Raw genomic sequence first — 26485 nt, forward strand, 5'->3', positions numbered from 1 at the left:
CTAAGTACAATGGCTTTTACACTATCGTCCTCGGTTGCTTTACGCAGACTGTTACAGACATCTTCAGAAGTAGCATAACCAAAGCCAGAGGGGAGGTTTCCTGTCAGCATGAAACCCTGCACATAGATAACTGCGACCCGCTCATCGGTAGTATAGAGGTCCCCGCCGAATGACAGATAGATAACTGCGAAACTGCCGCCTATAATTAACATCAGTACTGAGATGACCGCAATATATTGCCATTTGCGGTCCTTCTTTTCAGGAGTTGCGTACTGGGGCGGTTCCCTGGATGAAATCGGTTCATTTCCATATGGAACCCTTTTATCCCCCATATCAACGTAAGGGACCTTCTTCACAGTACCAGCATCCGAGGGTTCGGAAGTATCCACAACAACATTATCCACTGAGCCCCCTTGCTCATGAACATTGTCCAGTACCTCCGTATATTCAGGCTCCGGCGAATATTCCAATGCACCAAGATCGGGAGCTCCCAATACGGATTCATCAAGGAGCTCTTCCATAAGCTCATCGTTATCCTCATTCTCATTTTCTGGATCTGTGTTATAGGTCATCTAACACCCCTAATATATATTGTAAATTGTACCTGACCATTCAAAAAGCTTCTCTTATGGACACATATAAGCGAAATATATTTTATGATTGCACACTATGCAAAAGAAAACTAATGATCATGGAGACCAATAATGTCCAAATTCCCATCAGAGAAACCAGTTCTTGTCACATGCGGACTGCCGTATGCCAATGGAAAGGCACACGTAGGCCATTTACGCACCTACGTGCCCGCAGACATCTTCACAAGGTCCTTAAGAAAAACAGGACAGGAAGTCACATTCGTTTGTGGTTCCGATACACACGGAACTCCTATCGTGTTCAATGCAGAGGAACTTAAAACAACCCCTACCGAGATCATAAAGGTATATCACAAACACTTCGATGAGACCTTCAAGAAAATGGGAGTTATGTTCGATGCATTCGGCACCACAGATGACCCCACCAACCATAACCGTACAACCGAAATAGTAAGCAAACTCATAGAGAACGGTTATGTTTACCCAAAGACCATCGAGATAGCATACTGCCCTTCCTGCGACCGTTCCCTTCCGGACAGGTACGTAAAGGGAACATGCCCTCACTGCAAAAAAGAAGCAAGAGGAGACGAATGCGACCAGGGGTGTGGAAAACATCTTGAACCGGGAGAACTTGAACATCCCACCTGTACCACATGCAACGGACCTGCTGAATATAAACAACAAGAGCATTTCTTCTTCAAGCTTTCACAGTTCAAGGATTTCCTTGTGGAACATCTTGAAGGGCTTGGCGGAACCCTCAATGCAAGAAATTATGCCCTCGGCTGGGTAAATCAGGAACTTACAGACTGGTGCATCACAAGGAGTCTCGATTGGGGAATCAAGTTCCCGGGACATGAGGACCTTGTGGTATACGTTTGGGTGGATGCACCTATCGGATACATCGCATTCACAGAAGAATGGGCAGAAGCAAATAATGAGAGCTGGGAGAAGTTCTGGAAAGATGACGGAAGTATAATCCACTTCATAGGAGGGGATATCATCTACCACCACTGCATATTCTGGCCTGCAATGCTCAAAGGTGCCGGATACAATCAGCCGGATGCGGTCGTCGCTTCAGGAATGGTAAAGATCGAGGACAGGACATTCTCCAAGAGCCGCGGATATGTTGTCTGGGTGGACGAGGATTACCTTGACCACGGATTCCACCAGGACCTGCTACGCTACTATCTTGCAAGTTATACCTCACATACAAAGGAGCTCAATTTCTCATGGAAAGTGTTCCAGGATAAGGTCAACACCGAACTCGTAGGTGTTTTCGGAAACTTCCTGTACAGGACATTGCTGTTCACACATAAGAACTTCGGAGAGATACCGGAAGGAGAGGTAAAGCAGGACATCCTTGACGAGATCAACACAACCATTGAAAATGCAAAAGAGGCCATGGAGAACTACGAGTTCAAGAAATATGCGGACACTGTAATGGCACTTGCTTCATATGGAAACACATATTTCCAGTCGAATGAACCATGGAAGCTCATAAAAGAGAACAAGGAAGCATGTGGAGAAGTTGTCAAGAACTGCGCCCAGATCACAAAAGCACTCTGTCTGCTCTTTGAACCCATACTTCCGGAAAAGATGGAAGAGGCATGGAAACAGATAGGCATGGAAACAGACGTCCATGAAACAAATTATATGGAAGCCACTGAACTCGTAAAGAGTGGAACCACACTTGAAAAACCATCCATCCTCTTTGAGAAGATAGAAGATGAGAAGACCGAAGAGATGGAAACCATATCTGCTGCAAGGGTAAAGGAAGCAATTGCAAAGGAAAGTGGCACAGAAGAAGTAGAAGAAGTAAAAGAAATAGAGGAGATGAAAGATTTGATCACATTCGACGATTTCTCAAAAATGGATATACGCATTGGAACCATCGTATCCGCTGAAGCTATCAAAAAATCAAAGAAATTACTAAAACTTCAGGTGGACCTTGGGGAAGAGGAAACACGCCAGATAGTTGCAGGCTTAAAAGAATCACATGAGCCTGAACAGCTTATAGGAAAACAGGTCGCTGTCCTCACAAACCTTGCACCTGCAAAACTTTGTGGTGTCGAATCCAACGGAATGGTACTCGCAGGAGTGGATGCTGCTGATAACGCCATCCTTTTACAGCCGGAAAAGGAAACAAATCCAGGAACCTGCATACACTGAAAAAATGAGGGGGACTTCCCCCTTAACAAAATGAACTCAATCCATCAGCATCTCAAGGTAAGATGTCCTGATGGAATCTTCTTTTTTTGACCCGATCATCTCAAGGAAGCCGAAGAGCTTTTCCCTATGGCCTTGGACATCCGAATCCGCAACAAGTTCAACTTCCACGAACTCGCCGAGACCTTCGACATTATCAAAACAGATAGTTATGTCGTCGTATTTGTAGATATCACGCGTCTTTTTCACGACACCTGACTCAAAAAAACCAAGTGCATTGAGGATGCCCCGGGCGGCCACACCATCCACCGGAGTCTCAAATTCCTCCCGCGTCTTGGAAACCTCATCGAGTTTCTTACCCTTATAGGTCATTCGTGTGCCACCATCGACACTACGCAACCTCAATGCTTCGTCCGTTTTGGCAAAATCACGATGAGGTGAATTGTAGTACACATCAACGTGATCTTCCGTACGAACTTTCTGCGCACCGAGCTTTATGACCCTGTCCTTTACAGGAGCGTGTTCGGCGCGCACTTTTACTTCAATTTCGATCATTATCCGGGACGTACTTCGTTCCGTAATAGATCATACCCTTGTCACCGCTCTCGCCGAGCTTTCTGAACACAGGCTTGACCCTCAGACCAATGGAAACTTCCACTGGATCACAAACCACCTGACTTGTGAACCTTGGCCCTTCATCCAGTTCGATAATGGCAAGCGCATACGGTGCCTGCATTTCAAATCCTTCCGCTGCGGTGTGGATTATAGTATATGTCACGACCTCGCCCGGACCAGCGAACTTGTAGGACTCGATATCGCCATCACGCCTGCATTTCGGGCAAACGTTGCGTGGCGGATAGTAGTGCGTATCACAGGTCTTGCAGTGTGTTCCCACAATATTATACCGGTTGATCTGCTTTCTCCAAAATCTTGCTACAGACATTCCTATCACCTCTTCCTCGCTAAGATGTTTACAACTGCTGTCGCGCCGGATCCTCCGACATTATGGGTCATTCCGACCTCTGCGCCATCGACCTGACGAGGACCTGAATCCCCACGAAGTTGCTGAGTGACCTCTACGAGCTGTTTGATACCAGTAGCACCGACCGGATGACCACATGCTTTCAGACCACCTGAGGTGTTCACAGGGATCTTTCCGCCAATAGCAGTCTCACCATCTTCGGTCATCTTACCACCCAGACCTTTCTTTACAAAGCCAAGATCCTCGATGGCACAAATCTCTGCAATTGTGAAACAGTCGTGAACTTCCACAAGATCAATGTCCGCAGGGGTCATCTTCGCCATCTCATAAGCACGCTTTCCTGCTGCTACGGATGCATCCAGTGTTGCGATATCACGGCGGTCATGCAAAGCAATTGTATCGCTTGCCTGTGCTGTCGCTTTCACATAGATGGGAGTGTCAGTGTACTCGTGTGCAATATCCGCAGGAGCAAGTACCAACGCTGATGCACCATCTGTGATAGGTGAACAATCGAATATGTGCAATGGGTCAGCTACCATAATGGAGTTAAGTACATTATCTACAGTGATAAGATTCTTGTACTGTGCGATCGGGTTCATTGATCCATTCTTGTGGTTCTTCACAGCAACTGCCGCAAGCTGTTCGCTTGTGGTCCCATACTGATGCATGTGCATCTTTGCTATCATTGCATAAAGACCCGGGAATGTCGCACCCATGATGCCTTCCCATTCGCGGTCTGCTGCTGCCGCCAGTGCTGCTGAAGCTGCCGTTGCTGAAACATCAGTCATCTTCTCCACACCTGCTGCCATCACAAGATCCTCGTGACCGGAAGCTACTGCCATTACAGCCTGTCTGAACGCAAGACCGCCTGAAGCACATGCTGCCTCGACACGTGTGGATGGAATGTGAAGGTCTAAGGAAAGACCGGAATAATCAGCTATAAGAGCCCCAATATGCTCCTGTTCTACAAACTGCCCTCCGCTCATGTTACCAACGTACATGCCGTCCAGTTTCTCACCGGATATACCGGAATCCTCAATAGCTCCGACACCTGCTTCGACAACGATGTCCCTGAAGGATCTATCCCACATCTCACCGAAATTTGTGTTCTTAACACCAATAATTGCTACGTCTCTCATATCAACACCCTCATGCAAGCCTTATCTTACCTTTGTGTTTGGCATACATTGCATAATCCATATAGACAGGATCTTTCAAAAGATCTTCAACCTTTGGCGCAGCATCACGGACCTCATCTATCTTATCGGTCACTCTGAAACTGAACGCATCTCCGCCTGCACCGGAACCGAATGCCGTTGCAAATATCCTGTCACCTGGTTTTGCCTGGTCGAGTGTTGCGGCAATACCCATCATGCATGAACCGGAATATGTATTACCAAGTCTTGGAACAACCAGACCGGGCTTGATCTGTTCTTTAGTGAATCCCAGCATCTTTGCCACTCTTGAAGGGAACTTTCCATTTGGCTGGTGGAAAACAGCATAGTCATAATCAGAAGGTTTTGTACCCATCTTTTCCATCAGACCCTTTGCAGCACCGGTCACATGCTTGAAATAACCGGGCTCGCCTGTGAACCTGCCGCCGTGTTCCGGATATGGCATACCTTCACGTCTCCAGAAATCAGGAGTGTCGGTAGTAAATGAGAATGTGTCTTCGATAACTGCGATCATCTCAGATTCCTTGTTACCGATGATATAGGACACCCCACCTGCAGCTGCAGTATATTCCAGTGCATCCCCCGGAGCACCCTGGGATACATCGGCACCTATGGCCATTCCAAGATCAACCATTTTGCTGCCAACCAATCCCATACATGCCTGCATAGCAGCAGTACCTGCCTTACATGCAAACTCGAAATCTGCAGCGGTCAATACAGGAGTTGCTTCAATAGCTTCAGCAACGATCGTACTGGTGGGTTTTACAGCATACGGATGACTTTCAGAACCCGTATAAACAGCCCCTATACGCTTAGCATCTATATTATGGCGTGAAACCGCAGACCTTGCAGCTTCCACTGCAATGGTCGCAGTATCCTCATCAAGGTCAGGAACTGATTTTTCATATACCATCAGACCTGCACTGAGAATATCCGCATCATCTCCCCATACGCGGGCAATATCTTCTACTTTTATCCTGAATTTGGGGATATAAGCACCGTAAGAAACAATTCCTACACTCATTAATCATTCACCTGTTTATATGTTCAAGTTTTTCAAAATCGATCACAAAGCGATCATTATTCGATCACATGATACTGGCTGTACTTTTTCAGCACTTCGACCAGTTCATCAATGTCCATCGTTGTTGCGAGAAGTGGTATCCTGTCGATCTCTGCCATCTTCTTTGCCATCGGATCGACCTGGTTGCCACGAATCCCATGGATGACAACCGCCCCCGGTTTCAGATTGGTCACGCGAATAGCCACCAGTGGTGATTTTCCTGTGGATACCTTGGTGAATATCAATGCACGTTCGGTACTCCACCCATAGAGTTTCTGGAACTCATGGGAAGAAAGCTCAAGGATGGCCTTCTTACTATCCACAACCGTAAAACCGTAAAGAGGTTTTTCCACACCCTTGTTCACAACATCCGCTTCGATCAGGGTTGCAAGTTTGGCGAGCTGCATAGGATATGTATATTCATAGGTCGCATACACCGCCTTAGCTCCCGGATTGGCATAAAGCATGCCTTCGTAGCTGTGTATTTTCTGTCCACCCTTTGAAGTATCGATCTCCAAAAGAGCATCGACTATCTTGCTGACAATGAGAGTTCCTGGAGACTTTCGCCGTCCACTTTCATAATCACTGATGACAGAAGGAGATACTTTTAGATAGCCCGAAAGATCAGTCTGGGCAATGTCGAAGTTAAGTCTCCATTTTTTCAGCGCCTCTCCGGGTTTCTCGGATAAGGTGATCTCGCCTGCCATTTTTTCAGCGAGACGCTGACGAATGTTTTCATTGGCCATATCTTTGGTCATGCTTCAATAAACTGTATGAGTATCACACATATATATGTACCGAACGCTCTATCGACAATTGTCGAATAAAACCAATTATATGGTTCAACTATTTATAAAATGCCGATAATCTGTTATAAACCATGTCCCTGGCAGATCTGAAATTGCATGCTAATGTATCGGAACTTCTTCTGTACTTAAAATGTCCCAGACAAGTATATTATACATACAGAGAGCAGGAGCTTATGCCAACCATCAGTTCAGGATATATTGAACATATGATGTTAAAGGAGCTAGCCATGGGTTATGCAGATGTTATCAAAAAAGCAAAGCCCACAAAAGAAAGCATTTTGGAAGAACTTAGTGCGCAATTCGAACGTGTAAAGAGCGAACTTGACTTCATCTACTCCACTGAGCTAAAAAATGTCCCATTTAATGTGATAGAGACTGCTGAAAGGAACGTCTTTGAACTGCTTGATAATATTGCAACAAACCTTTCCGATGCGGTCTTCAAGAAAAGCGAAGTTGACATCATACAAAGTATAATGCCCCATAGAACAGAACCTGTACTTCATTCTGACAGATTGAAACTGACAGGTATCCCTTCTGCAATAGTAAAATATAGGGAAAGGATGGCACCCCTTTCCATAAGAACCGGAAAGTGCCCGGTAAACGGAGTTTGGGGGAACGATAGGATACATATTGCAGCTCTTTCAATGCTGGTAGAGGAGGACAGCGGGGAAACTGTTGAGCTCGGTTTTGTGGAATATGCAAAGGAAGGGAAGATACGAAAAGTTAAGGTCAGAACTGAGGACAGGAGACAGGTGCTTAAGATACGCGACCGTGTCGACAGAATAAAAGACGGAAACCTACCTGAACGTAAAGAAGGGAAGATCTGCGAACATTGTAATTTCACACATTTATGCACAACCAAGTCCACTCTTGCCTCTAAATTCTTCTAAGATATCCGAGCACCCAACACCTATTTATGTATTCTTCCAGTGTCCATCTACAATGTCAAAACCTGTATATCTGGGAAAACTGCTTCTGCACTGGTGTAAAGACTGTAATGTCCCCGTACTCGGGAAAAAATGCAGTTGTGGCAAGGCAACTACGAAAGTGGGTGTTACACCGCCTGGCGACATCAGACCAGCATTCCAGTATGATATAGACAATATAAACACAGTTTCATTGGAACAGTTCAATGCACCCCTGATACCTGAAGGGCACTTAGCGGTACTCAACAAAGCACCCTACGATGACAGAATGGAAGAAGTGATCGTTGATGGTGAAGTCCTTGCAAGTTTCCGTTTTGAGATGGACAGTCTGAAGTGGGTACTCCTGCCAAGACTGGCCGGTGCAAGACGCCTTTTTGAAGGCAAGGACCTGAAAAAGATGAAGGGTTGGGTAGTACTTGATAGCGGTGCGGTCAGTTTTATCTTGAAAGGGGCAAGCGTACTGGCTCCGGGGATAGTAGATGCCGACCCACATATACAGGTGTCTGACGAGACTGTTGTGCTTACACCTGAAGGTGAGATCGTTGCAGTCGGAAGGGCACGCATGAGTGGTGCGGACATGATCGAACACAAAAAGGGTGTTGGTGTCAAGAACAGATGGAAAGGCAAGCCTGAAAAGATAGATGTGCCTGAAGGCGGACAGACATGGGATGATGCGGTCAAAGCGAATTCCGAGATACTTGCGCTCTTCGAAGATAAAGCACACCAGTTCATCAAACATACTAATGAAACTGTGAACCGGCCGGTGAGCGTGTCCTATTCAGGAGGAAAGGACAGCCTTGCAGTATTACAGCTTGTCAGTGAGTGCCTTGATGATTACGAACTCCTTTTCGCTGACACAGGACTTGAATTCCCTGAGACCATAGAGAATGTGAAGGACATAGTGGAACATTATCAGCGCCCTCTTAGGACAAAGGACGCAGGAGAAGCTTTCTGGGAATCTGTAGGGAACTTCGGACCTCCGTCAGTGGAAGCACGCTGGTGTTGCAAGGTCTGTAAACTTGGACCGATCTCACAGATAATCAATGACAATTATGAAGATGGATGCCTTACTTTTATCGGGCAGAGAAAGTACGAGTCCGCTGCAAGAGCGAACAGTGAACGGGTCTGGAAGAACCCATGGGTAGGCAACCAGATCGGTGCGTCCCCCATACAGGACTGGACAGCAATGCACGTCTGGCTCTATATCTTCAAGACCGGCGTACCCTATAATATAATGTACGAGAGGGGATTCGACCGCATAGGATGCTGGTTATGCCCATCATCTTCATTGTCGGACCTGTACAGGCTGAAAGAAACACATCCTGAACTGGAACAACGGCTTAATGACCATCTGCTTGAATATGCAGAGAAGATGGGACTCTCGAAAGAGTGGGTAGAGCACGGACTATGGAGATGGCAGACCCTGCCACCGGCTATTGCAAAAATAGCAGAGGAAAAGGGAATCAATATCATACCAAAGAGTGATGTTAAAGGTGAGCTGAAATTCAGTGTAACCTCAGGATACAGACCATGCCGCGAAGGTGGAATGTCAGCTGAAGGCAGTTTTGGTATTGCACTGGACATGGAACTTCTGGAAACCACCGGATTGCTCCGTGCAGCAGGTAAAGTTGCCTATATCGAGGGTGTTGCTTCTGTGCATCACGAAGATGACCGTGCACAGATATTCGCATCAGGGACAGTAACTGCAAGAGGCAATAACGAAACAGACGCAAGAGAGTTCATGACCCAGATCGAAAGAGCTGTAAGACGGTCTTTGAAATGTATGGGTTGTGGGGTCTGCGTAGGAAAGTGTCCTAAAGACTGTATCAATATAGAAGACGGAAAGGCGATCATAAGCAGTAAATGCACTCATTGTGGTGCTTGTGTTACAATTTGCCCGGTTGTGAAATTTGGGTGAACTTGGAATTGACGGTCGTAATGGCCAACCAGAACATTTATACAACATATATAACAATCTAACTTGGTGATTTTTTGGTAAAAAGGGCACTGCTAAGCGTCTCTGACAAAACTGGAATCGTGGATTTCGCACGGGGACTTGAGCAACTGAACATAGAGATAATATCGACTGGCGGAACTGCGAAGATGCTTCGTGATGCGGGTATTGAGACGATCGACGTCTCAGAAGTTACCGGTTTCCCTGAAATGATGGGAGGACGTGTAAAAACACTCCACCCAAGAATACACGGCGGATTGCTGTGTATGAGAGGAAATCTTGAACACATGGGAGAAGCTGAGAAGGAATCCATCGAGCTTATCGACATGGTAGCTGTCAATCTTTACCCCTTCGAGATAACAGTCTCGAAAGAGGGTGTGAACCTTGACGAAGCTATCGAGAACATCGATATCGGAGGACCAACCTTACTTCGTTCTGCCGCTAAGAACTACAAGTCTGTAACAGTAATATCAGACCCTGAAGACTATGGAGAGGTCCTCAAGGAATTGAGGTCTGCCGGCGTGGTCTCTGACACCACCCGCGAGAAACTTGCGGTCAAAGTATTCAGGCACACTGCAAATTATGACAGCAATATTGATACGTACCTGAGCAAGACCCTCCTCGATGAAGATGTCCTGCGTATGAACTTCACTGAGGGTACAAAGCTCAGATATGGAGAGAACTGGCATCAGGAAGCTACATTCTATAAAGATGAGGCGATCATTGGTCCTGCACTCTCAAATGCAAAACAATTGCATGGAAAGGAACTTTCGTACAACAACTATGTAGATGCGGACAATGCACTCCAGACCATCAAAGAGGTAGGCAACAAAAACCCCGCAGTTGCTATTGTTAAACACAACAACCCATGCGGACTGGCAACCGGTAACACTCTTTGCGAAGCTTTGCAGCATGCGTGGGACGGCGACCCCATATCCGCATTTGGCAGTATAATTTGCACCAATACCGTTTTCGACCTTGAATCCGCAGAGTTCCTCAAGGGTAAGTTCGTGGAGATCATACTCGCACCAGGATTCGAGCATGATGCCCTTGAATATCTGAAAGATAAGAGCTCAAATCTTCGCCTTCTTGAATTGCCACAGTTCAATGATGCATTTGATACCGAGACCACATACAAATATGTGATCGGCGGAATGCTGAAACAGACAAGGAACATCGGGCTTTACGAGAAGTGGGACTGTGTTACTGAAACTGCATACCCTGAAGAGAAACGCGGACTGTCCGAATTCTGTATTTGCGCCTGCAAGAGCACAAAATCCAATTCCGTGACACTTGCATACGAATACAAGGACGGATGCTACGTTATGATAGCAATGGGAGCAGGACAGCCAAACCGTGTTGATTCCATACGCAAACTTGCAGCAACAAAAGCAAAAGAGAACCTTGAGATCATCTATGAAAGGGAAAAGCCGGATATGAGCTTTGAAGAATACTGGCAATCAATACTTTCAGAGTCGGTCATGGCATCTGATGCGTTCTTCCCATTCGATGACAGTATAATCTATTCTGATGAAAGCAAGATAAGATACATAATTTCACCAGGCGGTTCCATAAGGGACGATGAGGTCATAGCTACTGCAAATCGTCTGAACATCTCAATGGTGTTCACTGGAATGAGACACTTCCTACACTAATCAGATCCCGGATGTGTGCTTTTGCACACATTCGCTTCTTTTTTAGGACTTATTCTGCCACAACACATATCAGTATATATTTATAATAAATTTAATATTAATTGTATTTGTATATTTGGCGAGTATGGGAGTAGGAGCCATTAATACGGACCTATAAGTTGTATTTTTATCAAAACTTAGAAAAAAAGGAAGACAGGGTTTTAAAAAATACAAGTATGTGAAAGTAAATATTTAAAAAGTGTCCCACCAATTATATATGCAATCGGTACACCCAACACTATGGAGCTAAGGGAAATGAAATCAAGTGGATTGCTAAGCGTTCTCACATTTTCAGAAAAAAGAAAAGACCTTCTTTTCTTCATAGAAGAAGAACCTCGTACATTATCACAAATAAAGGATTATTTCAAGGTGAGCTCGCCAGAGATATCACCCCGAATAAAAGAGATGGAAGCTTCAAACCTTATATGTAAAGATGAAAAAAAGTACTACATTACACCGATCGGAAGAGTGGCATCCAAGTATCTAAAACCACTGATAAAAACCCTTGATGCCATCGAAAGGAACGAAGATTTCTGGAAAGAACACTTACTTGATGGAATACCACAAAAGCTTCTTGATAGGATCGGTGACCTTGGTGAATGCTCTGTCCACCAGGAAGGTCTGGAAAACATATATGATTCCCATAAGAATTTTCTTGATGACATCAATAACTCAAGCGAGATATATGGGGTTTCCACCATCTTTATCCCAAGATATCCGGAATTCTTTGTCAGTCTCGCCAAAAATGATGTTCCTACAAAGCTCGTTTTGACAAAAAATGTTTTTGAAAAGGTGAAGAACGAATACAGAGATTCACTAGAGACGTATCTGAACTCTGATAATACAAAGCTCTACCTGATCGATGAAGCAAAGGTCGCATTCGTTGTAACCGACCAGTTCTTTTCCATGTCATTGTTCTTCAAGAACGGAACATATGACCCACAAAACGATTTAATAGGACACGACAAAGCTGCCGTCAAATGGGGAAAAGAACTATTTGAGCATTATAAAGAGAAAGCAAAGGAGATCAAATCCCTTTAACATCCCTTCCATACAATCAAACTCCCATAATTGCTCTTAGACCTACTACCATACTCGATTCGCCATCCACAACGAACAGTCGTTTGTACAACCTGTTCTTTGACTCTTTTTCAACCGGTGCTGCAAAGCGATCGATACAGACGATACCAGCAATGAAGCTGTAGACCAGCACCATCGGCTCATAGGCAATAAGACCTGACAGTATCAGAATTGACAGAAGTGAATGAGAGAATAAGTGGATACCCAGAAGGATGTCACGTGTCTTTTGTTCGCCAAGACTTACAGGAAGTGTTTTTATTCCTGCCAGTGCATCGCCTTTGAGATCTTTGAAATCATACACTGAAGAGTTTACGAAAAGTTTGCACCCAAAATAAAGGAATACAGCAAACACCGGCAATATGCTTTCTGCATACCAACCTGCAATACCGGCAATGAATGCACCCCATGTTATGCCGACAACCAGATTTTTCACACCGAGACCGCCTTTGAGCTTGAGATGATGTGTTCCGACCTTGATCCCTTTACTGTAAAGGAAACCGGTCACCAGGGGCAAAAAAGCAAGAAGCAATAAACCGTCAAGGAACAGGAAATAAGCACCAATAAGGAATGTCAGCACTGATGCAAAAAGTGCAATATCCCTTCTTGCCCCAGTAAGCTCGGACCTGTTCACCGCATCTTCCTCAGAATCAAGTGCACGATCGAGAGTATAGACAGAATATACCACCAGGCCGCCACCTATACAGGAAAGGATATTGAATTGCAACTGCAGCAAAAGGAAAGCAAGGTATATCCTTAAAGCGCCGGAGATCGACACCAGTGTAGAACTGTTCAAAAGGTGTAGCGTTGGCCACAGACTTGAAATGTCCGGGAAATGGTATGAATTTTGGTTGTTTTTCGGAAATCTGACATTATCTAATGAGAAAGATGTTTTTTCACCCATACATATAAAATTGCACAACTTCCTGATATTAGTAATTTGGTATACTATTATACCATTGAACTACTTTAGTAGTGCCGACTGGTTAAGTCATAATCCTAAAAGTCACACTAAAAGAGATAAATACGGAACTGATTTATAAGGTGTTTTCATTTCACCCCACAGACTTCTGAGGAAATACCTATGAACGAGAGATCCAGAATGCTTTCAGAAGATAGCATTAAAAAGGTCCTTTTTAAGCTTTCACTGCCTGCGACCGTTGGAATGATAGTCCAGGCCCTCTATAGTCTTGTAGATACTATTTTCGTAGGACGGGCACTTGGAGCGGAAAGTGTACAGGGTATTGCAGGGATAACCATTGCATTCCCGATCCAGACGATAATCATGGGAATAGCACTCACAATAGGCATAGGAAGTGCCTCCATTATCTCCAGAAGTTTAGGTGCAAGGGTCCACGAACGTGCAGATATCGCACTCGGAAACGCCATAACTGCCATACTTGCACTTAGCATCGTTATGACGATATTAGGTGTCATTTACATTGAACCCCTGCTGAGAATGTTCGGTGCCACAGAAACGATCATGCCTTTTGCATACGATTATACAAAGATAATCCTCTACGGCACGATATTCTTTGCATTTTCCATGACACTAAATAACATTGTTCGTGCGGAAGGAAATGCAAGAGTGGCCATGTTTACAATGGTAATATCAGCAGGGCTTAACATAATCCTTGACCCCATATTCATCTTTGGACTGAATATGGGCATAAAAGGTGCAGCTATTGCAACCGTTATTTCACAGGTGGTAAGTGCCCTCTACATTCTATATTATTTCACAAAGGGAATGAGCAGTTTTCATTTCCACATAAGGTATTTCGTACCCCACCCCGAGATACTGAAAGAGATGGTCACCATCGGAACGTCCTCATTTGCAAGAAGTGCATCGGGCAGCCTTATGGTGATAGTGATAAACAATGTGCTTGCTGTTTACGGAGGAGATATCCCGATAGCAGTATTTGGTGTCGTTAATAGATTGTTCATGTTCACTTTCATGCCAATGATAGGCATTGTACAGGGCCTACAACCTATAGTGGGGTTCAATTATGGTGCAAAGAACTACGAAAGGGTCATCAGTTCTACAGCATTGGCCATGAAAATAACTACAGTGGTATCAATTGCAGGGTTCTTACTGCTCTTCATATTCCCAAACCAGTTGTTCAGCATATTCACCACTGACCAACAGTTGATAGAGGCAGGAAAAGCAGCAATGAGGATAATGGCACTTGCACTACCCCTGGTCGGATTCCAGATAGTAGGAGCATCCATATATCAGACATTGGGAAAAGCGAAACCAGCATTTTTCCTGTCGATCAGCAGACAGGTGCTTTTCCTGATACCGCTTGTCCTTATACTTCCTCGTTTCTTTGAACTTCAGGGAGTATGGATGGCATTCCCATTATCTGACGGACTGTCTTTTCTGGTGACCTTCGTCATGCTGGCAAAGGAATACAGTCTTTTCAAAAAGGATATACATCCGGATCTTTCCTGAACCTTTTTCAATCATCAGAAGCGTTGTCCCACCACATCCTGACCCGCGTGGTATCCCCAAAGTGCAGTATAGAACCATCTTCATTGACAGGCAGGATCTCTTTCAGATATTCCCTGAGTATTGAGACCTGTGCATCAGTGTATGCCCTATAATGCGGAACATAGTGTTTGACCGCTTCGTCCATGGAAGAAAAGGTCATACTTCTCTGCATGGGGAATACCTCCATATTGGGGAATATACCCATATTATAAAGGACATTGTACATGATATTGCATTTCGGGGAACTGTGATACTCCTCATTATGCAGAGCAGGCCATATGGCACGGTATTGATCATCCCAGGATGTTTCCCCTGCAAACCAGTAAACATAAACAGAACCACTGGAAACCGCCTGTATCTTTTCGAACGTTTGCCTTATATCGGGCACATTCAGCGAATAAGAAGCAATGATGACATCGAACTTTCCACCAAGTTCATCAATATCGAGATCTTCCCAGCCTTTGTGAATGCACTTGACATTGCTGATCCCCAGCTCCTCGATATTTTCCTGCAATACTGACATCATCCCGTCCGAGGGTTCAACTGCAACCACTTCCCGAACACGTTTTGAGATCGGGATTGCAAGAGCACCTGGCCCGGAACCAATATCAAGAACGCGCGAATCAGCTTTAAGATCGAGCTCACTCAAAGTCTGTTCAATGCGGTCAGCACCCTTGTTCTGTGACATTTCCCAGTATCTTCTGGCATTTTCCTTACTTTCCCAGATATCAACTTTTTCCAGAGTTCCCTCCACCTCATTATAAATCCTCATCTGTTCTTTCCAGACATCGTTCCAGTCAATTTTATTCAGTTTCATAAGAAATTGAATTGAACTCATATTGCATAAATGTTCTTAAATCGAAAAAATGTAAGTTAGAAGAAAGACATTATTTTATTCACAAAGCTGGTTAAGAAATTAGAATTGGAACTTGAAGCTTTATTTTTATTTCCATTAACTATTGTAGATATCGAGGAAACGTTCTTAATAGGATTCTCTCTTTCGGCCTTCAGAATTGAAGACTTCATATCGCCACTTGCAGTATTCATTTGTACACTTTTATTTCTTACATCATTCATTGACACACTTACATTTCTTAAAGCATCAATTCGAGCAACAGACGTTTCTTGGTTGCTCATAAAAATTTGTTTGAGAGATTCTGAAGAGTTTTCCATTAGAGAATTGAACTTATTAAGTGAAGATGCAAATTCGTGCTCATTAGAAGCTTCCTGGATTTCATCCCTGACATTTTCCAGCTCAAATATCATGATCCCAGCTTCTTCAATGAACGATAGATCATCGCTGTTTTCGATCTCGTTCTCAAGGAGCTCTATTTTTGAATCTATAAGGTTTGTAAATCCATTGACTCTGGGGCCAAATCCGGCTTTATCAGACATATTCCCCCTTGCATAAGCACCCCCCGATATTGAACATAACAAAATTAGCAGTATGGAGAAAGTTGCCAGACCTTTTTTCATATTAAACACCATTATAGCAATTCTTTATTGTATCATAGAACAAACATCAAACACACAAAAATAAAGATGGAGCTATTTGCCCCATTTTTGACTGAAAAGTGTTTTTAATTCAATGAACGAAACTCATTCTTCAACTGAAACCATGCCCCTTGAATGCATACCGTTCATAGGTCCACGAAAATGTATTTTGGCATTTGATCTTCTAAGTTTTTCAGGCATATCTTCAAATAGAGGAGACAATGATCCCATTACTTCGTTAATTGCCTCTTTGTCCTCAGCAGAAGATATGAGCTCCTTTGCGTCTTCAAGCTGAACTATGTGCTCATCTATAAGTTCCTCAGTGATCTCTTCGTTACCAATGTCATCGAGGTTCTCTTTTAGAGTCTCCAGCCTTTCGATCTTTTTATCAAAGGAAGTGATCAAACGTTCTTTTTGAAACTCAAATGCATCTTCTTCACTTTCGAACTCCACTGGACATACAGGACGGCCATCAGAAAGGAAAAATCCTCCACCGATCCCATGTCCCATCCTATTATTTTCGCCGAACTTCATCATTGGGAGATCTTTTGTCGTACTGTCTTCTGCCGCGAGCGCACCTGTTGGAAACAAACTGAATACCATCAGGATAGCTGCAAAGCAACCAATTGTTTTCAATGTTTTATTGTTCATATTATCATCTCTGTGTCCCGGCAATACCCGAGTATTCACAATGCATCCACTGGCAGTCGAGAATATAAGCATACTTTCAGATAAAAGATATCTAAAGCATTTAATTCTTAAAAATAAGCTTATTAGAGCCCTAAAAAGCTTATTTGGAATTAATAAGCCTTTAAATTTATAATATAATACAAAAAATCGATATTTTTGTGCGTAGAATAATTTGAATAAGATCATATTGATCGATCATCGAAGAAACTTAATAAATACGAATAAAAGAGATATAAATTGAATAAATAAATAATACAGATATAAAAATGAATTTTATACATATTTAAACTCTCTTTTTATCAATGAAGGATAAAAAAAGGATTGTGAAGTTAAAGAGGCTCACAAAATGCATATTTCATTATACGAAAAAACAAAATACATCCCCTTCATAAAGTATGTTTATATCTTCAATAGCAGAACTGGAAGTATTCATTGATCGCATTTATCTGGGAAAGAGGATTATCAAAATGAAAAAGGTATTAGGCATTACCTTAGCTTTACTGACATTCATACTACTGACTTCCAGTTGTGCTGATAGACAGGATAAATTACAACACGAGGTCGTAAAACCCATCTGGTTCACATCGGACATAGGCCATGACAACAGTTACTGGCCATTTGATAGCGAACATAAACCACCATATAAACATAAAACACTATTTTTTGTAGATGAACAGGATATTGTCAATATCATAGACAGGGATATCGAAAGATCCGAAGGTGCACTTTACCATTTCGAGAAAGAAGTGGAGAGGCTGGAAAATGAAGGAGAGGATGTTAACTTACTGACCAATAGAATAGGAGAATTTCGCCAGCATCTCGAAAATGCTAAGATGAACAAGACCCTTTCGGATGAACTTTCGCAAAATAATGAAAGCTACACGACCATTAGCGTAGAACAGAAAGAGTATCTTTTCAACGCAATTGAAGAACTCCGAATTGTTCATGAGATAGTGCCACAGATATTCAATGACGAACGAATAATGAAACCTGGACAGGTTAAACTAAAGGATAAAGTATACCTGAATGCAAGTGGAAATGGAACTGCGGTTCTTTCAGGAAACATCGAAATGACCCTTTCGGTCCAAAATGCTGTGGTCACTATCAGGGATGAAAATAATGACAAGATCATTTTCATCGATGGAGAATATAAACCGGAAAGCAATATCGATCCTAAAATCGTGGCTTACCGCAATGTAAACGGCACAATGGACATCACCGGAACATCCACCATAGTGATGGTACGCGGACAGAGTATTAATTTCAAGGCCATAGGAGATGGCTTTGCAGCACTATCCGGAAACGGGACCTACAGTTACGAAGAAGGAAATGGAACAATTCCAATGGAATGGATGAAACATGGATTTGCCAGTAAACGTCAAACCACTTAAATAAAAAATGAAGCCCATCACACTTATATTCTGGATAGCCATCATCCTGGCATCAATGCCATTAGCAGGTGCGGATAGCACTGCCACCATACATGGAGTGGTTTATGAATGGGACACGTTCGAACCGACTGATAATGCATATATAGAGATAAACACCACGCCCATCCAGTCCATAGTTCCACAATACGGCATCTACTCATTAGAATTACCTCCGGGAAATTACCTGATCACAGCTACTTCATACAAAGAGAACAACCTTGAATATTCCACAGAAGTTCCACTGACTATCACTGACAATGGCACCTATGTGATCGATCTTTTGCTTATGCCTGTTTATTCAGACATTGTGGAGAGTGAACAAAATGAGAAACAGCCAGCTACACAGACCAGCAGCATTTCAATAGTCTCCTACCTGTTACTTGCGATCGTACTAATGGTAGCGATTGAGAGAACGACATCAAAAGCTAAAAAAGATAAAAAAAGGCACCACGTTGAACCGGAAATAGAAATAACAGAATATTCAGCACCTGACCATGCTGAAGAAGTTCTATCGGAAGACGAGAATATGACATATCCTGAAGATATGAAGGACCTACCTTCCGACCTGCAGGAAATTGTGAAAATACTCCTATCCAATGATGGCAGTATTACACAAAAGGAGCTTCGAAGCAAGATCGATTATTCAGAAGGAAAGGTTAGTATGATGCTAAACGACCTTGAGAAGAAAGGATGGGTTGAAAAAATAAAGCAGGGAAGGGGAAATATCATATTCCTGAAAGATGAGCATGAACGAGAATAATTAATTGTCCTACATCCGCCTGCTTTTGGACAGATCTGCACTTTTTTACGCCCTTCTATTATCAGCATTTTTTTATGATTTACAGCATACCGCAAACAGCATATTTTTTTGAATTAGATGCACAATAATAGTTATAATCTAATTTTAATGCAATGAAATAGTTTTTTTAAGAATTAAAAGCCTTGAAAAAGCTTCATTATAAATTTAAATCATATTTTTCACTTAGATTATAAAGTATACTTATATTCAAGACCACTAGTGCAGAGTTGTACAAAGTGGCATTGAAACAGTGCCATTAGTACCACACCCACCCCAGGAATGGCATCTGTAACCTATCACCGATCGATCCTACAGGTACCCCCATGAAAACAAAAAAAGAGACGAGACGATTGAAAATATGAATGGAACAGAGCGTGTTGAAATGCAGGAGAACAATACCCCGCTGATAAAGCTCAGTGATGTCTGGAAAACATACCAGATGGGAGAAATTGAATTTGATGCATTGAAAAATGTGGATCTGGACATATACAGTGGAGAATTTGTTGTGATCCTTGGACCCAGCGGAAGCGGGAAAAGTACAATGATGAACCTGATAGGTTGCCTTGATGTTCCAAGTAAAGGTATCATACGGCTTGATGATCAAGACATATCAAAGTTAAAGGAGTCCGATCTTGCACAGATCAGGGGGCAAAGCATAGGATTCATTTTTCAGCAGTTCAACCTGATCCCCACACTCAATTCTTTAGAAAATGTCATACTACCCCTCGAGTTTCAGGAAGTAGACCCCGATATTGCTAAAAAGAGAGGGCAGGAACTTCTGGAGATCGTGGGTCTCGGAGATAAACTTACAAACCTGCCTTCCCAGCTTTCCGGAGGACAACGCCAAAGAGTGGCCATTGCGCGATCACTGGCCATTGATCCACCGATCATTCTTGCCGATGAACCAACCGGCAACCTCGACAGTAAAACCGGAACATACATACTGGAATTCCTGAACGAGATGCACCAGAAAGAGAAGAAAACGATCATTATTGTCACACATGATACCGAACCGGTACAGTATGCAGACAAGATAGTCTACATCAGGGACGGACAGGTCGAGAAAATAGAATACAGAAATAAGATGGAGAATTGATATGAAAAAAATGATACTATTACTACTACTTGTCTGCATGACCGCTGGAAGTGCTTCTGCAGCAGTTTATGTGGATTCCTCAATGATAACGGTTAATATGTTAAATCAAAACCCTGATCCTGCAAGGCCGGGAGAGACTATGGAGATCACCCTTAGCGTGATGAACGATGGAAATTCAGACCTTGAGGACGTTACAGTTACCATTGAACCGGAGTATCCATTCTCAAAAGTGACCGGTGAATCCCTGACCCAGACAATACCATATCTGAACTCACGGCAGGACGAAGATGATGCTGCCATACTCAAATATAAACTATTTATAGATAATGATGCGCCAGAAGACCTGTATGAACTGGATATAGTTGTAACTAACAGTGAGAACGGTGGTACGATCACAACAACCGTCAATATTGACGTCCGTGGAAAGGAATACGCACAGATCGTCACCATAACTAAATCAAACATCGACATAGCAACCGAAGAACCGCTTGAGTTCATTGTGACCAACACTGGAAACTCACCCCTGAAGAACATGGTAATATCATGGGATGAAGAAAGTGGAGTTGTCCTCCCGGTATATTCAGATAACACCAAATATATCGCATACCTCGATGCCGGTGAATCTGCAACTGTAAGCTACACCGTTATGGCTGATGTGAATGCGATTCCCGGGCTTTATCAGCTGGATATCTGCCTGAGTTTTGAGGATTATGACTCAAATATAAATGAGATAACTACGAAAGCCGGGCTTTTTGTAGGAGGAGAAACCGATTTTGATGTTTCGTTCTCCGAGAGTGCAAGTGGGGAAGTCTCACTTTCTGTTGCCAATGTGGGCAACAATGAAGCATATTCTGTGAAAGTATCAATTCCTGAGCAGGATGGATACAAAGTGACAGGAAGTTCCTCGACCATTGTAGGAAACCTGGAAAAGGGAGATTACACGATCACTTCTTTCAACATTGCTCAATCCGCAAATGTTGCAATCGACGAAAATAGTGATGGTGAAAAAACTGGTACTGGAGAAAATATACCTGCAGGCCGATCTGCCAGCAGAAGTTCAGGTAATGAACTGACAGCCATTATCGAATATACTGATTCAACGGGTCAGAGGCTTTCAGTTGAGAAAAACGTTGATATTTCATTTACCTCGGGTGCAACTGGAGAAAATGATGTGGCATATGCCAAGAACAGGAATGCAAGTAGCGGGACCAGCACTACCACATACCTTCTGATCCTCGCCGCAATCGTTGTAGGAGCTGCTGCAGTATATAAAAAGAGAAAGGACAAGGAAAGGGAACAATGAGGTACAAAACATCTCTTAAACTTGCGACCAACATCCTTCTGCACAGTAAGATCAGAAGTTGGCTGACTATCATTGGCATCGTCATAGGTGTTGCATCAGTGGTTAGTATAGTTGCTCTTGGAGATGCAATGACGGAAAGTGTTGAGAGCAGCTTTGAGGATATGGACCTTACGATAATCACCGTCACTCCCGGTTATTCCGGTGCTCAGTCCTCAATGGGACCAGGCAGAGGCGGAGGCGGAGGTACTACTGCTACTATTGATGAAGATGAGCTTACGGATAAGGATATAATGGCACTCCGATCGATCGAAGAGATTGAGTACATGTACGGCCAGATCAGTGGGAAAGCCGACGTGGAATTCACGGGAGAGACCGCATCCCTGTCAGTTACCGGCGTGGATACACAAGTATGGAAGTACACATCTAATATGGACTACGATTCGGGCCGTGCCCTTGAGCCATCGGACAAGTATGTAGCGGTGATCGGATACAATGTCGCAAATGAATTGTTCGACCAGCCAATTGGAGTGAACCGAGTTATCACCATAGAAGATAGATCTGTAAGAGTGGTAGGAATACTGGAAGACGGCGAGAGCAATAATGCAGTAATAATGCCGATAGATGCTGCAATAAATGTTATCGAAGATGCAGAAAAGGACGTGTACGGATCAATTGTGATAAAGGTTGAAGATGAAGAGGTCGTGGAATCGGCTGTTGAAGAGATAGAGAGTACCCTTCTTATCTCACGTCATGTTGATGAAAAGGATAGGGATTTTTCAGTAACAGATTCAAAATCACAGATGGACGGAGTATCTGATATGGTGTCATCAATGACGTTCTTCCTTGGTGCAATTGCAGGAGTGTCTCTTTTAGTAGGCGCAGTGGGAATTGCAAATACAATGTTCACTTCCGTAATGGAAAAGACAAAAGAGATCGGCACAATGAAAGCCATTGGTGCGAAGAACAGGGACATCATGATGATATTCGTTATGAATTCCGCACTTGTGGGTTTTGTAGGTGGCTTTTTAGGAATCGTTCTTGGAGAGATCGTTTCACGAGTTGTCATACCCATGAGCGGATTGCAGATCGGACGTACTGCCACGAGTTCAGCAACCGGCCTGTCCCCAGAACTAATGATCCTTGGAATAGGACTTGCAATGTTGATAGGAGTTATTTCCGGCGTTATCCCTGCATACAGTGCATCCAAGATGAAGCCGGTAGATGCTTTGAGATATGAATGAACAGACTGTAGACATTACATAGTCCCTGCCAAAAAACTGGCAGGAACACTACTCTTTTATTTGTCACTATTTTCTTACTACCTGCAAATCAGCGTATTTAATAACCATCAGGATAATCTACTTCGCATGAATTTTACCAAAAGACCTTTTCTGTTGACCATACTTGATGGCTGGGGATATTCCCCTGAAGTGGAAGGAAATGCCATCAGTGCAGCCAACACCCCGAACCTTGATGATTTGCTGGAGACATATCCGAATACACTCCTCAGCGCTTCAGGAGAGGATGTGGGACTTCCTGAAGGACAGATGGGGAACTCAGAGGTTGGGCACTTGAACATAGGTGCAGGACGTGTTGTCTACCAGGACCTTACACGCATCAACCGGGATATCGGAAACGGGGACTTTTTCAAGAACCCTGTATTGAAGCAAGCAATTGAAAATGCAAAAGCACAGGGTTCTGCACTACACCTTATGGGGTTGTTCTCTTACGGAGGTGTTCACAGCCACATGAAGCACCTACGTGCACTTATTGAATTTGCAAAGGATGAAGGTATTACCGATATATTCGTCCATGCATTCCTTGACGGCCGGGACGTTCCCCCAAGAGCGGCACTTGAGGATATGAAGGAACATGTGGAATACTGTAACTCCCTGGGGGTCGGAAAGATAGCCACGGTTTCAGGGCGTTATTATGCCATGGACCGGGATAACCGCTGGGAACGGATCGAAGATGCATACAATGCGATCACCCGGGGAGAGGGATTATATTATTCAAAAGGGCCCATTGATGCCATTTCGGAAGGTTATGGGAGAGGCGAGAATGATGAATTTATCAAACCTACGGTGATCGTCGATGAAAATGGTAGACCCATAGGATCTGTGAATGAGAACGATACGGTCATTTTCTTCAATTTCCGCCCTGACCGTGCAAGGCAATTGACCTATGCTTTCGTGAATGATGAATTTGACAATTTTGAACGCAAAAGCCATCCGAAAGTGCATTTTGTATGCATGACAGAATACGATGAAAAGCTGGATGTCCCCATAGCATTCCCTTCGGAAGAACTGAAGAACACATTGGGAGAGGTGCTCAGCAAAGAGGGAATAAAGCAGTTGCGTATAGCTGAGACCGAAAAATATGCACATGTGACATTCTTTTTCAATGGCGGTGTTGAAAAGCAGAACGAAGGAGAAGACAGGTGTCTGATCCCATCCCCAAAGGTGGCAACCTATGACCTGAAACCGGAAATGAGTGCCTATGAGGTCACCGAAGAGCTCATCGAAAGGATAGGATCTGGAAAGTATGATGTGATCGTACTCAATCTTGCCAACATGGACATGGTAGGACATAGCGGCATAATGGAAGCGGCCGTGAAAGCGGTCGAGGTCGTTGATGATTGTGTGGGAAAGATAATTACTGCAATAAAGGAAGCAGGTGGCGAAGCCATGATAATGGCAGACCATGGCAATGCCGAAAAGATGGTAGAGTTCTGCAACAATACGGACAGGCAATGCCACACGGCCCATACGCCAAATCCGGTCCGCTGTATCTATGTGACACAGGAAAAGGGAGTTGAACTTCAAAAAGGAAGGCTTTCAGATGTTGCACCCACCATACTGAAGATAATAGGCATTGAAAAGCCACCGGAAATGACCGGGGTTCCTTTAATAAAGAACAGTTAAAACCACTGATCAAGAGTGCTTTGACTGCCACCCATGTTCGCTTCAAGGCGGTCAAGTGCTTTATTGACCCGGTCCTCTGAAAAATCATGTTTTTTGCAGAGAAGATCAATTACCCCGGCACGGTCAGGCTTGATCCATTTAAGCTCATAATCATCTGTGACCGGCGGGTTCATGAAGAAATCCCTTTTAGCGTCAAGGTCTTCGATCTCTTTTCCAAGTTCTTCGAGTACAGCTTTTATATCGCCGTGTTCCTTCACCAGTTTAAGCGCCCTTTTCGGACCGATGTTCTCGAGACCGGTATTATAATCTGTGCCTACACACATGGCAATATCGATCAATTGCTGTCTTGTAATGCCAAGTTCCCCAAGGGAATCCTCAAGGGATAAGATCTCAGGTTTAACATCCACATAGATGTTCTTTTTCGGAAGCTTTCGCTTACCGGTAATAGTGAGATTTCGAACCACTCGTGGTGCGCCGAAAAGAAATGAATCATAGTCCTGTGAACCGATATAATCAGCATCCCCTTTTTGGACCATGTATGAGGCTTGTGCCTCCCCCTCGGATGGTGCTTTCACATAAGGGATACCCATCAATTCCAATAGTCTGACAGAATCATCGATCATCTCACGGGTCACTTTTGAGGAGGCCTGTGCATACTTGTAGGCTTCTTCCTCAAGTCCCTGTGCTTTTGCATCTTCCCATTTAGCAGTTGCACTTTCCCGGACCTCATGGCGTTTTGCCAGAGTATCTGATTTGAAATCAGGAGGTTTACCATCAAAGACAAAAATAGGTTTGACACCTGCTTCGATGAGACTGGTAAGCCTATAAAGGATACCCGAAAGATGAGAAGTGATCTGACCGCTGGAATCCTTTAAAGGGGTTCCGTCACGTTGCCTGATTATACTTAAGAACTGATAAAGAGTATTATACGCATCGATAGCCACTACTTTATTTGAAAGCCCAGCTAACTCGATCGCATCTTTAAGAAGTAGATCCCCAATATCCGTACCCATGTTCAAATGATGTAAATATTATAGATCTCCAGAGAGACCATCGGTAATGGAAAGTCTGATATCGATGACAGAATCATCGTTTGCATTCATTTTCCCAACTTTAAGGACATTACCATCCCTTTCAACTACTTCTGTCTTGGTCACCTCAACCTGGTGTCCATCGCTACTAGTATAGTTCTTATGCACCACTAGGAGCTCCTGACCACCAACAGAGCCTTTTCCCACCATTGAGACCAGATTTTTTATGATCTGCTCAAATTCAGAATATATTAATATTTCTGAATACTTTCCAGCCTTTTTAATTATGCCAATTGGTTCTAAATTGATGCGCATATACGCACTCCCTTGAATCTTAGCAATATTACAAGTTCCACATATACTGGTACACATATATTGGTTTCGGCAGATGTCGACAGGCCGAATTTGATGTAACAGTTCACAATGAATGCGATTCTGCTTATTTCAAAGAAAAAAAGAGAGGGAATTAACGATATGATTTCCTATTAACTACGTCCATTGCCTCATCCACTACAGTGATAACTTCGTTCATCTTCCTGTCCATTGAACTCTCAATGCTCTGTATATTGATACGAAGAGAACGTTCCTTATCATCCAGCGTCTTTTCGATCCTCCGAAGCCTGATATCCAGAGAAAGGATCATCGCAGCTAATGCACCTACCATTACAATAGCAGAAAGTATGATCAAAGAATTAGCGGAGTTGGGTTTGAACCTGCCAAGCCATTCATAGGTCAGCACAAAAGAAGATACAACCATCACGATCGAAAATACAATGTCCCGGGGATCCATC

Annotated in this window: 24 protein-coding genes and 1 pseudogene; 12 read left to right on the forward strand and 13 right to left on the reverse strand. The window is 43.5% G+C overall.

Annotation, left to right across the window (positions count from 1 at the left end):
• Positions 1 to 572 (reverse strand): annotated as a pseudogene (locus QAS77_RS01940) (signal peptide peptidase SppA); the annotation flags it as partial.
• A gap of 132 nt (positions 573 to 704) precedes the next feature.
• On the opposite strand from QAS77_RS01940, the gene metG reads away from it, so the two are divergent.
• Positions 705 to 2759, forward strand: coding sequence for a methionine--tRNA ligase (gene metG, locus QAS77_RS01945; RefSeq protein WP_305063973.1), 2055 nt, complete (start codon positions 705 to 707; stop codon positions 2757 to 2759).
• A 36-nt stretch (positions 2760 to 2795) separates the two neighbouring features.
• Here the strand turns inward: metG and cyaB are convergent, their stop codons facing one another.
• The 5 genes from cyaB to QAS77_RS01970 are packed head-to-tail and all read right to left on the reverse strand — an operon-like array spanning position 2796 to position 6734.
• The gene (gene cyaB, locus QAS77_RS01950; RefSeq protein ID WP_305063974.1) at positions 2796 to 3311 is read right to left on the reverse strand and encodes a class IV adenylate cyclase; all 516 of its coding nucleotides are present in this window, start codon (positions 3309 to 3311) and stop codon (positions 2796 to 2798) included.
• The gene (locus QAS77_RS01955; protein WP_250867054.1) at positions 3298 to 3699 is read right to left on the reverse strand and encodes a Zn-ribbon domain-containing OB-fold protein; all 402 of its coding nucleotides are present in this window, start codon (positions 3697 to 3699) and stop codon (positions 3298 to 3300) included. Before QAS77_RS01955 ends, cyaB begins: the two co-directional genes overlap by 14 nt.
• 5 nt (positions 3700 to 3704) lie before the next feature.
• A complete protein-coding gene (locus QAS77_RS01960) occupies positions 3705 to 4877 on the reverse strand; it encodes a thiolase domain-containing protein (RefSeq protein WP_305063975.1) in 1173 nt (390 codons plus the stop codon).
• 10 nt (positions 4878 to 4887) lie between these two features.
• Positions 4888 to 5937: a hydroxymethylglutaryl-CoA synthase gene (locus tag QAS77_RS01965; protein ID WP_250867052.1), complete on the reverse strand. Its 1050-nt coding sequence runs from the start codon at positions 5935 to 5937 to the stop codon at positions 4888 to 4890.
• A 56-nt stretch (positions 5938 to 5993) separates the two neighbouring features.
• Positions 5994 to 6734, reverse strand: a complete 741-nt coding sequence (locus QAS77_RS01970; RefSeq protein WP_250867051.1) for a helix-turn-helix domain-containing protein — start codon at positions 6732 to 6734, stop codon at positions 5994 to 5996.
• A 122-nt stretch (positions 6735 to 6856) separates the two neighbouring features.
• Here QAS77_RS01970 and QAS77_RS01975 point away from each other — a divergent pair, with 122 nt between their 5' ends.
• From QAS77_RS01975 to QAS77_RS01990, 4 genes are all read left to right on the forward strand, one after another.
• Complete coding sequence (locus tag QAS77_RS01975; RefSeq protein ID WP_305063976.1) at positions 6857 to 7675, forward strand: Dna2/Cas4 domain-containing protein; 819 nt, start codon at positions 6857 to 6859, stop codon at positions 7673 to 7675.
• Between the two features lie 52 nt (positions 7676 to 7727).
• Positions 7728 to 9629: a phosphoadenosine phosphosulfate reductase domain-containing protein gene (locus QAS77_RS01980; RefSeq protein WP_305063977.1), complete on the forward strand. Its 1902-nt coding sequence runs from the start codon at positions 7728 to 7730 to the stop codon at positions 9627 to 9629.
• A gap of 74 nt (positions 9630 to 9703) precedes the next feature.
• Positions 9704 to 11320 (forward strand): bifunctional phosphoribosylaminoimidazolecarboxamide formyltransferase/IMP cyclohydrolase, encoded by a 1617-nt coding sequence (gene purH, locus QAS77_RS01985; protein WP_250867048.1) that lies wholly within the window; start codon positions 9704 to 9706, stop codon positions 11318 to 11320.
• 294 nt (positions 11321 to 11614) lie between these two features.
• Positions 11615 to 12400, forward strand: a complete 786-nt coding sequence (locus QAS77_RS01990; protein ID WP_250867047.1) for a helix-turn-helix transcriptional regulator — start codon at positions 11615 to 11617, stop codon at positions 12398 to 12400.
• Between the two features lie 16 nt (positions 12401 to 12416).
• Here QAS77_RS01990 and QAS77_RS01995 read toward each other — a convergent pair whose 3' ends face one another.
• Entirely contained in the window at positions 12417 to 13340 is a 924-nt protein-coding gene (locus tag QAS77_RS01995; RefSeq protein WP_305063978.1) for a UbiA family prenyltransferase, read from the reverse strand.
• A 180-nt stretch (positions 13341 to 13520) separates the two neighbouring features.
• On the opposite strand from QAS77_RS01995, the gene QAS77_RS02000 reads away from it, so the two are divergent.
• Entirely contained in the window at positions 13521 to 14888 is a 1368-nt protein-coding gene (locus QAS77_RS02000; protein ID WP_305063979.1) for an MATE family efflux transporter, read from the forward strand.
• Positions 14889 to 14895: 7 nt separating this feature from the next.
• Here QAS77_RS02000 and QAS77_RS02005 read toward each other — a convergent pair whose 3' ends face one another.
• The 3 genes from QAS77_RS02005 to QAS77_RS02015 form a co-directional block, all read right to left on the reverse strand.
• Positions 14896 to 15744: a class I SAM-dependent methyltransferase gene (locus tag QAS77_RS02005; RefSeq protein ID WP_305063980.1), complete on the reverse strand. Its 849-nt coding sequence runs from the start codon at positions 15742 to 15744 to the stop codon at positions 14896 to 14898.
• Positions 15745 to 15800: 56 nt separating this feature from the next.
• Complete coding sequence (locus QAS77_RS02010; RefSeq protein WP_305063981.1) at positions 15801 to 16403, reverse strand: hypothetical protein; 603 nt, start codon at positions 16401 to 16403, stop codon at positions 15801 to 15803.
• A gap of 123 nt (positions 16404 to 16526) precedes the next feature.
• Positions 16527 to 17072 (reverse strand): hypothetical protein, encoded by a 546-nt coding sequence (locus tag QAS77_RS02015; RefSeq protein ID WP_305063982.1) that lies wholly within the window; start codon positions 17070 to 17072, stop codon positions 16527 to 16529.
• A gap of 506 nt (positions 17073 to 17578) precedes the next feature.
• On the opposite strand from QAS77_RS02015, the gene QAS77_RS02020 reads away from it, so the two are divergent.
• From QAS77_RS02020 to gpmI, 6 genes are all read left to right on the forward strand, one after another.
• On the forward strand, positions 17579 to 18502 hold the full coding sequence (locus tag QAS77_RS02020; protein WP_305063983.1) for a hypothetical protein: 924 nt from the start codon (positions 17579 to 17581) through the stop codon (positions 18500 to 18502).
• A gap of 7 nt (positions 18503 to 18509) precedes the next feature.
• Entirely contained in the window at positions 18510 to 19301 is a 792-nt protein-coding gene (locus QAS77_RS02025) for a helix-turn-helix transcriptional regulator (RefSeq protein ID WP_250867040.1), read from the forward strand.
• 397 nt (positions 19302 to 19698) lie between these two features.
• On the forward strand, positions 19699 to 20436 hold the full coding sequence (locus QAS77_RS02030) for an ABC transporter ATP-binding protein (protein ID WP_250867039.1): 738 nt from the start codon (positions 19699 to 19701) through the stop codon (positions 20434 to 20436).
• 1 nt (position 20437) lies between these two features.
• Positions 20438 to 21739 carry a COG1361 S-layer family protein gene (locus QAS77_RS02035; RefSeq protein WP_305063984.1) on the forward strand — a complete coding sequence of 434 codons (1302 nt, stop codon included), beginning with the start codon at positions 20438 to 20440 and terminating at the stop codon, positions 21737 to 21739.
• Positions 21736 to 22980, forward strand: a complete 1245-nt coding sequence (locus QAS77_RS02040) for an ABC transporter permease (RefSeq protein ID WP_305063985.1) — start codon at positions 21736 to 21738, stop codon at positions 22978 to 22980. Before QAS77_RS02035 ends, QAS77_RS02040 begins: the two co-directional genes overlap by 4 nt.
• A 126-nt stretch (positions 22981 to 23106) precedes the next feature.
• Positions 23107 to 24663, forward strand: a complete 1557-nt coding sequence (gene gpmI, locus QAS77_RS02045) for a 2,3-bisphosphoglycerate-independent phosphoglycerate mutase (RefSeq protein ID WP_305063986.1) — start codon at positions 23107 to 23109, stop codon at positions 24661 to 24663.
• Here the strand turns inward: gpmI and fen are convergent.
• The 3 genes from fen to QAS77_RS02060 form a co-directional block, all read right to left on the reverse strand.
• Positions 24660 to 25676: a flap endonuclease-1 gene (gene fen, locus QAS77_RS02050; protein ID WP_250867035.1), complete on the reverse strand. Its 1017-nt coding sequence runs from the start codon at positions 25674 to 25676 to the stop codon at positions 24660 to 24662. The two genes, gpmI and fen, sit on opposite strands and share 4 nt — an antisense overlap.
• Before the next feature lie 18 nt (positions 25677 to 25694).
• Positions 25695 to 26009 carry a hypothetical protein gene (locus tag QAS77_RS02055; protein ID WP_250867034.1) on the reverse strand — a complete coding sequence of 105 codons (315 nt, stop codon included), beginning with the start codon at positions 26007 to 26009 and terminating at the stop codon, positions 25695 to 25697.
• A 151-nt stretch (positions 26010 to 26160) separates the two neighbouring features.
• Positions 26161 to 26485, reverse strand: a 325-nt coding sequence (locus QAS77_RS02060) for a hypothetical protein (protein ID WP_250867092.1), incomplete at its 5' end; no start/stop codon positions are given.

The organism is Methanococcoides sp. (assembly GCF_030594565.1).
GTDB classification, from domain to species: Archaea; Halobacteriota; Methanosarcinia; order Methanosarcinales; family Methanosarcinaceae; genus Methanococcoides; species Methanococcoides seepicolus.